The sequence below is a fragment of the Comamonas resistens genome, assembly GCF_030064165.1.
Classification (GTDB): Bacteria; Pseudomonadota; Gammaproteobacteria; order Burkholderiales; family Burkholderiaceae_C; genus Comamonas; species Comamonas resistens.
In genome coordinates, this window is sequence record NZ_CP125947.1 from 3,699,817 (window position 1) to 3,712,131 (window position 12,315).

Annotated in this window: 14 protein-coding genes; 1 reads left to right on the plus strand and 13 read right to left on the minus strand. The window is 64.9% G+C overall.

Annotated elements, in window-relative coordinates; all coding sequences use genetic code 11:
* Positions 1-15: 15 nt before the first annotated feature.
* The 9 genes from wrbA to QMY55_RS17255 all read right to left on the minus strand — a co-directional run bounded on the left by wrbA (position 16) and on the right by QMY55_RS17255 (position 7,311).
* Positions 16-615, minus strand: coding sequence for an NAD(P)H:quinone oxidoreductase (gene wrbA / locus QMY55_RS17215; protein WP_283485372.1), 600 nt, complete (start codon positions 613-615; stop codon positions 16-18).
* A 68-nt stretch (positions 616-683) separates the two neighbouring features.
* Positions 684-1,388, minus strand: coding sequence for a YoaK family protein (locus tag QMY55_RS17220; RefSeq protein WP_283485373.1), 705 nt, complete (start codon positions 1,386-1,388; stop codon positions 684-686).
* Between the two features lie 22 nt (positions 1,389-1,410).
* Positions 1,411-2,004: a TMEM175 family protein gene (locus QMY55_RS17225; protein ID WP_283485374.1), complete on the minus strand. Its 594-nt coding sequence runs from the start codon at positions 2,002-2,004 to the stop codon at positions 1,411-1,413.
* Positions 2,005-2,018: 14 nt separating this feature from the next.
* Complete coding sequence (locus QMY55_RS17230) at positions 2,019-2,732, minus strand: YoaK family protein (RefSeq protein WP_283485375.1); 714 nt, start codon at positions 2,730-2,732, stop codon at positions 2,019-2,021.
* On the minus strand, positions 2,729-3,178 hold the full coding sequence (locus QMY55_RS17235) for a DoxX family protein (RefSeq protein ID WP_407650533.1): 450 nt from the start codon (positions 3,176-3,178) through the stop codon (positions 2,729-2,731). Before QMY55_RS17235 ends, QMY55_RS17230 begins: the two co-directional genes overlap by 4 nt.
* A gap of 152 nt (positions 3,179-3,330) precedes the next feature.
* Complete coding sequence (locus tag QMY55_RS17240) at positions 3,331-5,229, minus strand: amidohydrolase (RefSeq protein ID WP_283488999.1); 1,899 nt, start codon at positions 5,227-5,229, stop codon at positions 3,331-3,333.
* 142 nt (positions 5,230-5,371) lie between these two features.
* The gene (locus tag QMY55_RS17245) at positions 5,372-5,641 is read right to left on the minus strand and encodes a XapX domain-containing protein (RefSeq protein ID WP_283485376.1); all 270 of its coding nucleotides are present in this window, start codon (positions 5,639-5,641) and stop codon (positions 5,372-5,374) included.
* A 215-nt stretch (positions 5,642-5,856) separates the two neighbouring features.
* The gene (locus QMY55_RS17250; protein ID WP_283485377.1) at positions 5,857-6,552 is read right to left on the minus strand and encodes a hydrolase; all 696 of its coding nucleotides are present in this window, start codon (positions 6,550-6,552) and stop codon (positions 5,857-5,859) included.
* A gap of 48 nt (positions 6,553-6,600) precedes the next feature.
* Entirely contained in the window at positions 6,601-7,311 is a 711-nt protein-coding gene (locus tag QMY55_RS17255) for a pirin family protein (RefSeq protein WP_283485378.1), read from the minus strand.
* A gap of 168 nt (positions 7,312-7,479) precedes the next feature.
* On the opposite strand from QMY55_RS17255, the gene QMY55_RS17260 reads away from it, so the two are divergent.
* Positions 7,480-8,415: a LysR family transcriptional regulator gene (locus QMY55_RS17260; protein WP_283485379.1), complete on the plus strand. Its 936-nt coding sequence runs from the start codon at positions 7,480-7,482 to the stop codon at positions 8,413-8,415.
* Between the two features lies 1 nt (position 8,416).
* Here the strand turns inward: QMY55_RS17260 and QMY55_RS17265 are convergent, their stop codons facing one another.
* From QMY55_RS17265 to QMY55_RS17280, 4 genes are all read right to left on the minus strand, one after another.
* Positions 8,417-9,058 carry a Vgb family protein gene (locus tag QMY55_RS17265; protein ID WP_283485380.1) on the minus strand — a complete coding sequence of 214 codons (642 nt, stop codon included), beginning with the start codon at positions 9,056-9,058 and terminating at the stop codon, positions 8,417-8,419.
* 32 nt (positions 9,059-9,090) lie between these two features.
* Positions 9,091-10,311: a helix-turn-helix domain-containing protein gene (locus tag QMY55_RS17270; RefSeq protein WP_283485381.1), complete on the minus strand. Its 1,221-nt coding sequence runs from the start codon at positions 10,309-10,311 to the stop codon at positions 9,091-9,093.
* 61 nt (positions 10,312-10,372) lie between these two features.
* Entirely contained in the window at positions 10,373-11,389 is a 1,017-nt protein-coding gene (locus tag QMY55_RS17275; protein WP_283485382.1) for an SDR family oxidoreductase, read from the minus strand.
* Entirely contained in the window at positions 11,386-12,315 is a 930-nt protein-coding gene (locus QMY55_RS17280) for a bile acid:sodium symporter family protein (protein WP_283485383.1), read from the minus strand. The genes QMY55_RS17275 and QMY55_RS17280 overlap by 4 nt, the downstream gene beginning before the upstream one ends.

Sequence of the window (12,315 nt, forward strand, 5' to 3'; positions counted from 1 at the left end):
TTGCCCGGTACGAGCTCAGCCTTTTAGCTTCGTGGCGATCTGCGCAACATATTTGCCTTGATAGCGCGCGCCTGCAAGCTCCACCGCGCTGGGCTTGCGCGAGCCGTCACCCGCAGCGATGGTCGAAGCGCCATAGGGTGAATTGCCCATCACCTCATCCACCCCCATCTGCCCCTGGAAGGCATAGGGTAGGCCGACCACCACAAAGCCCAGATGCAGGAGTACCGGGTGGAAGGTGAGGATGGTGGACTCCTGGCCGCCATGCTGGGTGGCGCTGGATGCGAACACGGAGCCGACCTTGCCCACCAGCGCACCGCTGGCCCATAGGGCACCCGTCTGATCGATGAAGTTCTTCATCTGCGACGACATATTCCCGTAGCGCGTGCCGGTGCCGAAGATGATGGCATCGTATTCGGGCAGTTCCTGCACCGTCGCGATCGGCGCGGGCTGATCCAGCTTGTAGCCCGACTTCCTTGCAATTTCCTCCGGAACCAGCTCGGGAACCCGTTTGACGACAACATCCGCCCCGGCTTCACGAACACCTTCCGCCACGGCATACGCCATGGTTTCAATGTGCCCATACACCGAGTGATAAAGAACCAGTACCTTGGCCATGATGACTTCTCCTAGGGATTGACGCTCAAAACGCAGCGGCGTCACGCTGAAAAACGCATACCCAAAATTCATCTCGTCGTGCGGTCGTTGCGCTCCCTCCAGCTGACAAGCGCCGTCCACGCGGCCACCACGGGCGGCAGCACAAAACACCACATACCCAGGGCCACATAGGCCAGCGCCGCCAGCGCGCAGCCCGCGGCAAAGCTGGCAATGGCGGGCAGCATCTTGCGCAGCCGCCCCGTGGCCGCACCGCGTTCATCACCTTGCAGCCCCTTGAGCAGGTCGGCCAGATCGATCATGACCTGGGTGGTATTGCCCGTCATCAGGGTGGACGGCGGCAATTGCGGCAAGTGCATGCGCTGCATGCCGTTCTGCACGGCCATGGCACATACCATCAGCATGCCGGCCGCAAACGCGGGCAACCGGTCGCTGTCAGCGAACGGGCCAAAGCCCAGCATCAGCGCCGCCGCCAGCGCCAGCAGCAGTACCTGGGCCGCGATCAGGCTGCGCATGGGTGCCTGCTGCCGCGCTGCCAGTGCGTTGCTGGCCAAGCGTGTCAACACCACAGCCACGCAGAACACGGGCAGCGCCAGCAGCTTGGAGACAGCGCCCGCGCTGCCGTGGATCAGAGCCGCACCCAAGGTGACGAAGTTGCCTGTCACATGCGCGGCAAACAGGCCGTTGAGTGCCAGAAAGCCGGCCGTGTCCACATAACCGGCATTGAAGCCCAGAAGATGACTCAAGACAGCGGGAGTGGTACGGGTTTCGGGCATGGAGGCTCCAGGAATAAGGCGCTCAGGGCTGCTTGCCGTCCTGCTGCGCCATGTATTTTTCGATGCGCGAATCGGGCAGAAACCACAGCGCAGCCATGGCCGTGAAAATGGAAAATGCGGCCACGGTGCTGTAGAAGCTCACGACGATGGCCAGGGCATATACGGGCAGGGAAATCTTTCCCTTCAGGTCCTTGCCCAAAGTGCTGGCGAGCACCGAGTGCCCGCCCTCCGAGGCGATGATGACGCGCTCCAATATCCAGTAGGAGAGCGCGCACATGAACAGCACCCCGGCGTAAAGCGCAGTGGGCAGCGCCAACAGTCCCGACTTGCCGGCCCAGGTGGTGGTGATGGGAATCATGGTCAGCCAGAACAGCAGGTTCAGATTGGCCCACATGATGCGGCCGTTGATGCCCCGCACCATCTGGAACAGATGGTGATGGTTGTTCCAGTAGATGCCGACATAGATGAAGCTCAGCACATAGCCGAAGAAGTTGTGCGCCTCCTTCCACAGCCCGCTCCAGGTGAACTCGGCCGGCAGCTGGATCTGGTAGAGCATCAGCGTCAGGCTCACCGAAATGACGCCATCGCTGAAGGATTCGAGCCGGCTCTTGTTCATGGCCATGGCCTGCGTCAGATGAACTGCCGGCGAAAGGACAGGCTGGCCAGATACAGCACGGCCAGCATGAAGGGCAGCACGCTCCAGAAACCGAAGTGCATATAAAGCACCGCCCCCAGGAAAGCACCCAGCACAAAGCCGCCCACCACGCTGCCGCTCTTGAGCAGGGCCTGGCCCTGCTCGCGACCAGGCTGGCGCAAGTAGTTCGACAGATCGATGCCAAGCTGCGTGGTATTGCCCGTCATCATGGTGCTGGGGCTGATGTGCTTGATCAGCGTCTTGCTGGCCGTGTTGCGTATGGCCAGGGCCATCAGGCCCAGGCCGCCGGTCAGCGCCAGCGCGCCGGCATTGGGGTCGCGAAACGGCTGCAGTTGCAGGCCCGCGACCATGAAGCCGCTGAGAAACAAGGCCTCGGCCACGAACAGCCAACCCAGGGTCTTGGAAGATGGGCTGCAACGGTCTATCCACATCTTGGTCATCATGACCGTGGCAATGAACAGCGGGATCGCGCCCAGCTTGATCCACAGGCCGGCACCGCCCTTGACGAAAGCGGCGCCAGCCAGCACCAGGTTGCCGGTCACATGGGCCGTGAAAAAACCCAGCAAGGCGATAAAGCCAATCGTGTCTATGGCGCCACCCACGATGGTCAGCAGCACAGGCGCGCGGCACTGCGCCCAAAGGCCGGGCGTCTGCCCTGCCAGCGGCGCTGCATTGTTGGCAGCCGTCATAAAGCCTCCTTATCCCGCAGGTCCAGCCAGGCCACGAGCAGAAAGCCCCCGACCAGGCCCAGATGCTCAAAGAACGAATTGGCCGCCATAAAGCGCTGCTGCCCCGCAGGCAGCTCCCAAAAGCGCAATGCCAGCAACGTGGCCAGCAAGGTGAATCCCGCCAGTGCCAGCGCGCCCAGCCAGCGCATCCGCCCGCTGAGGATCAGCACCGAAGCGCCCAGCTCCAAGACTATCACCAGCACCGCAAACAAGGGAGCCGGCGCAAGTCCGAAGTGCTGCATCTCTGCGATGGAGCCAGGAAAGTCACCGAGCTTGACCAGCCCACCCTGCAAATAGGCCGCGCACAGGCCCAGGTAGGCGACAAAGCGCATGGCGGCGCTGCCGAAGATGGGGCGCGCCAGGGCGTCCAGGCGCGCCGAAAAACCGGAATTGGAAGCAGTCATCATCTCTCTCCCATAACACTTGCAATCCGAGCTCCTGAGCCTAAAAACTGGCGCAGACCAAGCCAGGGACACCGAGCAAGGGTCTAGGCGGCCCCGCTGCCCCGCAGCGAGGGTGTCGTCCCCCTCCCGCGCAGCAGCTCAGGGGAGCGTCAATGTCAAGCCATCCAGCAGGAGCAGCCCAGCGCGCCGAAGAAGCTCTTGGGGTCGGAGGCCGGCACGTTCGATGCCCAGGCATCGGCATGGCTGTGACCGTGCATGCCGCAGCTCGTGCCGCAGCCGCAAGCCGCTGCCATGCTGCGATAGCGGGTCGGGCTAAGCGAGTTCTTGCCTGCACCGTCCGGCTCGCCCCAGGCCGCATAGCCGCCGAACAATCGCGTGGGCGACCAATCAGGCATGGCGGGCGGCAGCGGGTTGTTGTCATGTTGGGCAAACTCGCCCTCGCCATAGACCACGCGGCCGCCGACCACCGTGAGGTGCGATGTGAGGAACGAAATCTCGTCCTCGGGCACCTTGAAGAAGTCCTTGCTCGGCACGATGAAGTCGGCGAGCTGGCCTACCGAAATCCGGCCCCTCTGACCTTCCTCGTTGCTGAACCAGGCCACGTTTTCCGTCCACATGCGCAGGGCCGTCTCGCGATCCAGCAGATTGCGCTGCGGGTACATCTGCGTGCCGCCCACGGTCTTGCCGGTGATCATCCACGACAGCGACACCCAGGGGTTGTAGGAGGCGACGCGCGTGGCGTCGGTGCCGGCCGAGACCTTGACGCCTTTTTCCAGAATGCGCTTGACGGGCGGCGTGGCCTCGGCCGCACGGGCGCCGTAGCGCTCGATGAAGTACTCGCCCTGGTAAGCCATGCGGTGCTGCACGGCAATGCCGCCGCCCAGCGCCGCGATGCGGTCTATGGACTTGTCGGAGATGGTCTCGGCATGGTCGAAGAACCAGTGGATTCCGCTCAAAGGCGTGTCGCGGTTGACCTTCTCGAACACATCGAGAGCACGCGATATGGTTTCGTCATAGGTCGCATGCAAGCGCCAGGGCCACTTGTTCTGCACCAGCACGCGCACCACTTCTTCAAGTTCACCCTCCATCTGCGGCGGCATGTCCGGGCGCTCCACGCGAAAGTCCTCGAAGTCGGCGGCCGAATACACCAGCATCTCACCCGCGCCGTTGTGGCGGAAGTAATCGTCGCCCTGCTTGTACTTGACCGATCGGGTCCAGTTCAGAAAGTCCTCCTTCTCCTGCTTGGGCTTTTGCGTGAACAGGTTGTAGGCCAGGCGCACGGTGATCTGGTTGGCGTCGGCCAGCTTCTGGATCACCTCGTAGTCTTCGGGATAGTTCTGGAAGCCGCCGCCCGCATCGATCACGCCGGTCACGCCCAGGCGGTTGAGCTCGCGCATGAAATGGCGCGTGGAGTTGATCTGGTAATCCAGCGGCAGCTTGGGGCCCTTGGCCAGGGTCGCATAGAGGATGGTGGCATTGGGCTTGGCCAGCAGCAAACCGGTAGGGTTGCCGCCTGCATCGCGCACGATCTCGCCGCCCGGGGGCGCTTGCGTGTCCTTGGTATAGCCCACGGCGCGCAGCGCGGCGGCGTTGAGCAGCGCGCGGTCGTACAGATGCAGCAGGAACACCGGCGTATCGGGCGCGATGGCGTTGATCTCTTCCAGCGTGGGCAGCCGCTTCTCGACGAACTGGTGCTCGGTAAAGCCCCCCACCACACGCACCCATTGCGGCGCCGGGGTAATGGCTACCTGGCGCTTGAGCATGTCCAGCGCATCGGCCAGCGAGCGCACCCCGTCCCAGCGCAACTCCATGTTGTAGTTCAGGCCGCCGCGCACCACATGGGTGTGGTTGTCGAACAGGCCGGGCAGCACGCTCTTGCGCTTGAGGTCGATGCGTCGGGTCCTGTCGCCCGCCAGCGCCAGGACTTCCTGGTCGTCACCGACGGCGACAAAGCGGCCGGCCTTGACGGCCACGGCACTGGCCACGGGTTTGCTGCGGTCCAGCGTGGTGATCTGGCCGTTGAAAAAAATGGCGTCGGGATGGGGATCGGTCATGGCAGATGTTCCTTGGTGATCGGCTGCGGAGGCGTTGCGCCCCAATAAGCTACCCAGTGCCAGCGTTGTCGCGGCGCCCAGGATGTCTCGGCGGGATGTCATGCGTTTTCTTTCATGGAATGCCGGTACCAGAGCGGCACGGTCATGCCTGCTCTTTTTCTGCCGGTTTGTCGGATTGCCGACCCGGCAACTGACCCAGCACAGAGGCTGTAGCCCGGGTCTCGCTGCAAGCGATGCTGAACGCGCTGCCGCCGAGCAACTGCTTGCCCACGGGAATGACCTGCTCGCCCACCAGAATGCCCAGCAGGCCTACCAGGGCCACCAGCGGCGGTGCCGGCGAGCGCACGCTCAGCAGGCTGTAGATGATGCCGACCAAAAGGCCGGCCCCCAGAGACAGTGCATAGAGCTTCATGGCGTCATCTCCTTGATGGTTTTCACGATCTCAGTTCTCAACGATGCTGCGCATCACCCGCGCCGCATAAAACCGGCGCGCCCCAAGCCAGAGCAGCCGAGCAAGGGCCGCCCCGCCGCGCCGGTGGCGTCCCCCTGCCCACTTTGCTCAGCAAAGTGAGAGCGGGGGGGAAGGCGCGGGGCCGCCTAGGCGCAGCGCCTCAGGGGGGTGTCGTTTTATTTAGCGGGATTGGGGCCGATGCGCTGGCCGTGCTGCACGCGCTCGGGAGCCTTGTGCACCATGGTGTAGGCATAGTCCACGCCCATGCCATAGGCGCCCGAGTGCTCGCGCACGATGTTCATCACCGCGTCGTAAGTGCTCTTGCGTGCCCAGTCGCGCTGCCATTCCAGCAGCACCTGTTGCCAGGTCACGGGCACCACGCCGGCCTGCACCATGCGGTCCATGGCGTAGTTGTGCGCGTCCAGCGAGGTGCCGCCCGAGGCATCGGCCACCATATAGATCTCGTAGTCGGTGTCATGCATGCACGACAGCGCAAAACCCAGATTGCAGACCTCGGTCCACAGGCCCGACACCACGATCTTCTTGCGGCCCTGGGCCGCATGGACGGCCAGCGCATCACGCACGTTCTGATCGTCCCAGGAGTTCATCGAGGAGCGCTCAAGCAGCTTGTTCTCGGGAAACACGCCCAGCAGTTCGGGATAGGTGTGGCCCGAGAAGCCCTCGGTTTCCACCGTGGTGATGGTGGTCGGGATGTCAAAGACCTTGGCCGCCTTGGCCAGGCCCACGACGTTGTTCTTCAACACCTGACGGTCGATGGACTGCACGCCGAAAGCCATCTGGGGCTGCTGGTCGATGAAGATGATCTGGCTGTTCTGGGGAGTCAGGACTTCGGTGTAGTTGCGATGGGACATGGTGAACTCCGTGGTTGGGGTGGGTGAAGGGAAACAGGGAGGGGAAACTCAATGCACCGCGCCGGCATCGACCAGCACGATCTCGGTGTCTTCGCTCGCGGTGATGCGCAAGCTTTTTTCGGCGTGTACGGCCGCGCCGTCGCGCGCATCCAGCGCCACGCCGTTGACTTCGGCACGGCCTGCGGCCAGCACCAGATAGCCATAACGATCGCCTTGGGCAAACTGGTACTCGGTGCTCTCTCCGGCCTTGAGCGTGGCGCCCAGCACGCGGGCATCGGCGCGGATCGGCAGGGCATCCTCGTCGCTGTCGTCGCCGCTGGCCAAGGTCACGAAATGACCTGCACGGTCATGTTTGGGAAAGGGTTTGGTGCCCCAGGCCGGCAACTCGCCATGGCGGCTGGGCAGGAGCCAGATCTGGAAGATGCGCGTGACGCCGGGCTCAAGATTGAATTCGGAGTGACGTATACCCGTGCCCGCGCTCATGACCTGCACGTCGCCGGCCACCGTACGGCCTTGGTTGCCCAGGTTGTCGCGGTGGGTGATGGCGCCTTCGCGCACATAGGTGATGATTTCCATATCCGCATGCTGGTGCGGCGGGAAGCCCGAACCTGGCTCGATGGTGTCGTCGTTCCACACCCGCAGCGCGCCCCAGTGCAGGCGCTCTGGGTCGTGGTATTCGGCAAAGGAGAAATGGTGCCTGGCGTCGAGCCAGCCGTGGTGGGCAGTGCCCAGGCTTTCCAGAGGACGGCGTTCGATCATGGTCTTCTCCTGCGGGCTCGTTGATGACGATGAAGCCAGTCTAGGAACAGCGAATCGCGCTGAGAAGACAAGAAATGGAATTCCATGCTTTCCGTTTTTGGCATGCGCAAGCCATGCATGCACTGGCATATTGCAGGGGTGTTTCAACATCCCTGAGTGGCCAATGCCATGAACAAATTGCCAGACCTGGAAGCGTGGGCGATCTTTGCCAAGGTCGCGGAAACCGGCTCCTTTGCGCGCACCGCGGCCGAGTTTTCTCTGTCCCAGGCCACGGTGTCCAAAGCCATTTCGCGGCTGGAAGCGCGCATGAAGACCACGCTGTTCCACCGCACCTCGCGCCGTCTATCACTGACGGGCAACGGCCATGCGGCACTGGAGCGCGCATCGCGCATCCTCGAGGAAGGCCAGGCCGTGGAAGCCGAGGTGGCCGAGCAATCCATCAGCCTGCGTGGCGTGATACGGCTGTCCGCCCCCATGTCCTTTGGCATTGCGCGGCTGGCGCCGGCGCTGCCCGGCTTTCTGCAGGCCCACCCCGACGTGGAGCTGGACGTGCACTTCAACGACCAGCAGGTGGACCTGGTGGGCGATCGTTTTGATATGGCCCTGCGCCTGGCCAACCTCGAAGACTCGAGCCTGCTGGCGCGCCAGCTATGCAAGGTGCAGATCGTGCTCGTGGGCTCGCCCGCGTATTTCGAGCGCCACGGCAGGCCTCGCCACCCCAGCGATCTGGCCCAGCACAAGGCCTTGCAGTACAGCTACCAGCGCAGCGGCACGCACTGGCGCTTCCGGCATGCTCGACATGGCGAGTTCACCCAGTCCATGGCCGTGCAGATGCAGGCCAACAATGCAGAGGCGCTGACCCCTGCACTGCTGGCCGGACTGGGCGTGGCACTGCAGCCGGCCTTTCTGGTCTGGCAGCAGCTGCAGACAGGCGCGCTGGAAGCGGTGATGGAGGACTGGCTGGTGGATCCCATCGCGCTGCACATACTGACTCCGCCGGGCCGCAACCGCCCCGCTCGCGTACAGGCCCTGATAGAGCACCTGGCCAGCTCCTTCGCCAGCGAGCCCTGGGCCGGTGTGGCGGAGCTGGTGCGGCCGCTCTGAATTACTTTGCCCGTGCCGGGCGGCGCACGGCCCTGAGCTTGCCGCTGGCCCCGCCGCCGCAGAAGAAGCGATCACCGCCATCGGACTCCAACCCAGAGACACCGGTACCTGCCGGCATCTCCAGCCGCTCCAGCACCGCGCCGCTATGCGGGTCTATGCGCCGCAGATCGCTCTGGTCTTCCTCCCAGGTACCGTGCCAGAGTTCTCCGTCCACCCAGGTGACGCCGGTGACGAAACGGTTCGAATCAATCGTGCGCAGCACCGCCCCGGTCTCGGGATCGATCTGGTGAATCTTGCGCTGTTGGTACTGGCCCACCCACAACGAACCCTCGGCCCAGGCCAGGCCCGAGTCGCTGCCGCCTCCGGGCGCCGGTATCGTGGCCAGCACGCGGCTGGTTGCCGGGTCTATCTTCTGGATACGGCTCTCGGCAATCTGGAACAGATGCCTGCCGTCAAAGGCTGTACCGGCATCGCCCTGTACATCGATGCTACGTACGATCTGGCCGCTTTCGGGGTCCAGGGCCTGTACCTGCTCTCCGGTGGCAAACCAGACCCGGCAGCCATCGTAGGACACGCCATGCACATGCGTGATACCGGGAAAGGGCCCGTACTCGCGGATGACTTCTGCGTTAGCTGCTTTCATGTTGAACTCCTGAGTGATGTGGTCAGCCCATGCTAGTCACCTGGCAGCGCAGCAGGGAGTAACAAAGTCGTCGCGAATCCCGTCAGGGGCCGGCTCATCCAGCGGCGCGCGCGCCCGCGCCCCACGGGTTGCGCCAGGCCTTCGGCTGCCAGCGCATCCAGCGCTCTTTGCACGCTGCGCTGACTGGCATCCAGCGCCAAAGCCAAAGCCGAACTGGCCCAAGACTCGCCATCGGACAGCAGAGCCAGCACCGCACCATGCGCGCTCCTCACGGGCCGCTCCAGCACGGCTACGGACCCACGGTGAGGCAGCAGTGCAAAGCCCTGCGAAGTGGCTCGCACCTCGGCCAGCGGACGCAGCAGCCGCCGCAGCCGCCCCAGCTCGACACGCAGACGTGCCCGGTAGGACTCGTCGGCCTGTCGGGCCCTAAACACCTTGGCCGCCAGGGCATCGCGCGACACATCACTCGGCCAGGCTTCGCCCAACACGCGCACCAGCGCAAACAGCACCGGACGGCCCGCCAGCGAGAGCACTACCTCTCCAGCTCTCACCGCGTGGCGACAGGCATCGACCACCAGCATGTCCGACGCAAACAAGGTTTCGACCTCGTCCAGCGCCAGCAAGCGTTCGGCCTGTTCTTTCTGCAGCAGTCGTGCCGCAGGCGCATTCAGGGCGTCCACCGCACGCTCCACCTCGGTCGCCAGTGCCGCGATGCCCGCGCTGTCTGCGGCCTGCGCCGCCAATTCCAGCGCTGCACGCGCGGCCCGGGTATCGAGTCGCCGCATAGCGATGCCGGCCATGGCCAGCTCGTGAATTGCTCTCAAAGCCGGCGGCAGCAGTCCTGGCTGCAGCCCATCGAGCAGGCGTGCGGCTTCGCCCAGGCGCCCCACCAGCAGGCAGTGGCGGATCTCGAGATAGCGTGCATGAGCGGCATTCACCTGATCGCCATGCACTTCGAGCGTGGCGCGCGCCGCGTCCAGCCTGCGGGCCGGCCAGGCCAGATCGCGCAGGGCCAGCGCAATCTCGGCCTCGGCCACCACGCAGCGGGCGCGAGACACGGCCTCCCGGGCACCGAAGGCTTGGGCTGCGCTGCGCACCAGGGCCCTGGCCCGCACCAGATCACCGAGTTGTGCCATGGCAATACCGCGCAGCGCCAATGCAGGAGCATCGCCACGCAAGGCAATCCGGTTCAGCGCGCCAAATGGGTCTCCGGCAGCCAGCGCGCGGGCCGCCGCCGTGATCAGAGAATCCATGCCAATTTCGCCATATCCGTCACTCCCAGCATGACAAGCAGGGAGTTCATCTTAGGCTCGCTCAGCCGGCCGCGCCCCGGGCCAGACCCCGGCCCTGGGCCTGGCGCGCTGCCACGAAGGCGTCGAAGGCCTCGGCGCTGGTCTTGCGCGGCACATAGCCCCAGCGCTTGAGCGCGGCGTTGAGCAGCACGGGCCGGTAGCGCAGAAAGTCCAGCTGCTCGGGCCCGTAGCGGCTCACGCCCAGGCGGGCGCCGATGAACAGCGCGCTGCGCAGCAGGCTGGCGGGCAGATCCAGCGTGGTCTTGCCCAGGCGCGCGGCGATCTCGTGGATGGTCAACGCACCGTCGCCCGCAAGGTTGTAGCAGCCGGGTGCGGCACCGCTGAGCGCGTGCAGCATGGCCCCGGTCACGTCCTGGTCCCAGATGAAGACAAACGGGCTGTCGCTGCCGCGAATGGCCAGCAGGCGTGGCTTTTCGAACAAGGCCGTGATCTGGTTGTCCACGCGCTCGCCCAGGATGGTGCCTATGCGCAGCACGGTCTGCGCCAGCCGCGGATGGGTGCCGCGCCACTCTTCCAGCATTTCCTCCACCAGCCGCTTGTGGTCGGAATAGGCGAAGGCCGGGTTGCCGCGCAGCGCGTGGTGCTCCTCGATCCAGGCGGGGTTGTCGGCGTGGTAGCCATAGGCCGCGCCGCTGGAGGACACGACCACATGGCGCACGCCCTGCGCCACGCAGGCGTTCAGCACGTTGCGCGTGCCGTTGACGTCCACGTCGTACTCCAGTGCCCGGTTGCTGTGCTTGCCGGGCGTGACGATGGAGGCCAGGTGCACCACGGTGTCAATGCGGTGCTCCTGCAGCATCCGGCCCAGGGCCGGGTCGCGCACGTCCATGGATGCATAGTGAACACCCGCCACCCGCCGCTCCTGCGGCACGGTGCGCACGTCCAGCGCCACGGTGGTGGTGGCAACGCGCTGGCCCAGGGCCTGGACCACGCTGCGGCCCAGGAATCCGTCCGCGCCCGTCACCAGCACGCGCCGCGCAGGTTCCAGGAACGAGGTGATGGAAACGATCTGGCTCATGCCGCCTGCCCCTTCAGCGCTGGTGCCCCCTGGGGCGCCCTCCGGCCCCAGGCACTGGCCAGCACCAGGCCCGCGATGATGTCCCAGAAGCCCCAGACCCCGGCCACCACGGCCATGCCGCCCAGGCCGCCAAAAAAGCTGAAGGTCAGCACCAGGCCCAGCCCCGCGTTGCGAATGCCCACCTCCATGGTCACGGCACGGCGCTCGTAGTCCTGCAGGCCGGTGGCGCGGGCACACAGATAGCCGGTCGCGAAGGCCATCGCATCGTGCAGCGCCACGGCCAGCAGCACCAGGCCCACGTAGTCGAGGAAAAAGCGCCAGTTGCCGGCAATGGCGCCGACGATGAAGCCAATGAGCGCCAGAAAGCTCACGATGCGCACGGGTTTGGTCACCTTGCGCGTGGCACTCGGAAATTGGTGCGCGCACCACAGGCCCAGCACGAAGGGCAGGCCGATGATGATGAGGATATGGCCCAGCATCTCCAGCGGATCGAGCGCAATCGTCTTGAGCAGGGCCGACGCCGTGGGGTGCAGCCCGCCCCAGAAGGCGAAGTTCAGCGGCATAAGCACGATGGAGAGCGCGTTGGAAATCGCCGTCATCGACACCGACAGCGCCACATTGCCCTTGGCCCGGTGGGTGAGGATGTTGGAGATATTGCCCGGCGGGCAGCAGGCCACGAGGATCATGCCCAGGGCGATGCTGGGCCCCACGCCCAGCAGCAGCGTGAGCGCGAAGGTCACGGCGGGCAGCACCGCGAACTGCGCGGCTACGCCCACGGCCATGGCCCAGGGCATGCGCGCCACGCGACGAAAGTCCTCCATCCTGGTATCGAGCGCGATGCCGAACATCAGAAAGGCCAGCACTGCGTTGAGCAGCATCAGCGATGCGGGGTTGAAGTTCAGCCGTATTTCGTCCACAGGCAGCAT

Excerpts from the sequence above, each read along its gene's own strand:
- wrbA (WP_283485372.1), bottom strand. The coding sequence starts at position 615 with ATGGCCAAGGTACTGGTTCTTTATCACTCGGTGTATGGGCACATTGAA.
- QMY55_RS17250 (WP_283485377.1), bottom strand. The coding sequence starts at position 6,552 with ATGTCCCATCGCAACTACACCGAAGTCCTGACTCCCCAGAACAGCCAG.
- QMY55_RS17235 (WP_407650533.1), bottom strand. The coding sequence starts at position 3,178 with ATGATGACTGCTTCCAATTCCGGTTTTTCGGCGCGCCTGGACGCCCTG.
- QMY55_RS17225 (WP_283485374.1), bottom strand. The coding sequence starts at position 2,004 with ATGAACAAGAGCCGGCTCGAATCCTTCAGCGATGGCGTCATTTCGGTG.
- QMY55_RS17265 (WP_283485380.1), bottom strand. The coding sequence starts at position 9,058 with ATGAAAGCAGCTAACGCAGAAGTCATCCGCGAGTACGGGCCCTTTCCC.
- QMY55_RS17255 (WP_283485378.1), bottom strand. The coding sequence starts at position 7,311 with ATGATCGAACGCCGTCCTCTGGAAAGCCTGGGCACTGCCCACCACGGC.
- QMY55_RS17230 (WP_283485375.1), bottom strand. The coding sequence starts at position 2,732 with ATGACGGCTGCCAACAATGCAGCGCCGCTGGCAGGGCAGACGCCCGGC.
- QMY55_RS17280 (WP_283485383.1), bottom strand. The coding sequence starts at position 12,315 with ATGCTGCCTGTGGACGAAATACGGCTGAACTTCAACCCCGCATCGCTG.
- QMY55_RS17240 (WP_283488999.1), bottom strand. The coding sequence starts at position 5,229 with ATGACCGATCCCCATCCCGACGCCATTTTTTTCAACGGCCAGATCACC.
- QMY55_RS17220 (WP_283485373.1), bottom strand. The coding sequence starts at position 1,388 with ATGCCCGAAACCCGTACCACTCCCGCTGTCTTGAGTCATCTTCTGGGC.
- QMY55_RS17275 (WP_283485382.1), bottom strand. The coding sequence starts at position 11,389 with ATGAGCCAGATCGTTTCCATCACCTCGTTCCTGGAACCTGCGCGGCGC.
- QMY55_RS17245 (WP_283485376.1), bottom strand. The coding sequence starts at position 5,641 with ATGAAGCTCTATGCACTGTCTCTGGGGGCCGGCCTTTTGGTCGGCATC.
- QMY55_RS17270 (WP_283485381.1), bottom strand. The coding sequence starts at position 10,311 with ATGGATTCTCTGATCACGGCGGCGGCCCGCGCGCTGGCTGCCGGAGAC.
- QMY55_RS17260 (WP_283485379.1), top strand. The coding sequence starts at position 7,480 with ATGAACAAATTGCCAGACCTGGAAGCGTGGGCGATCTTTGCCAAGGTC.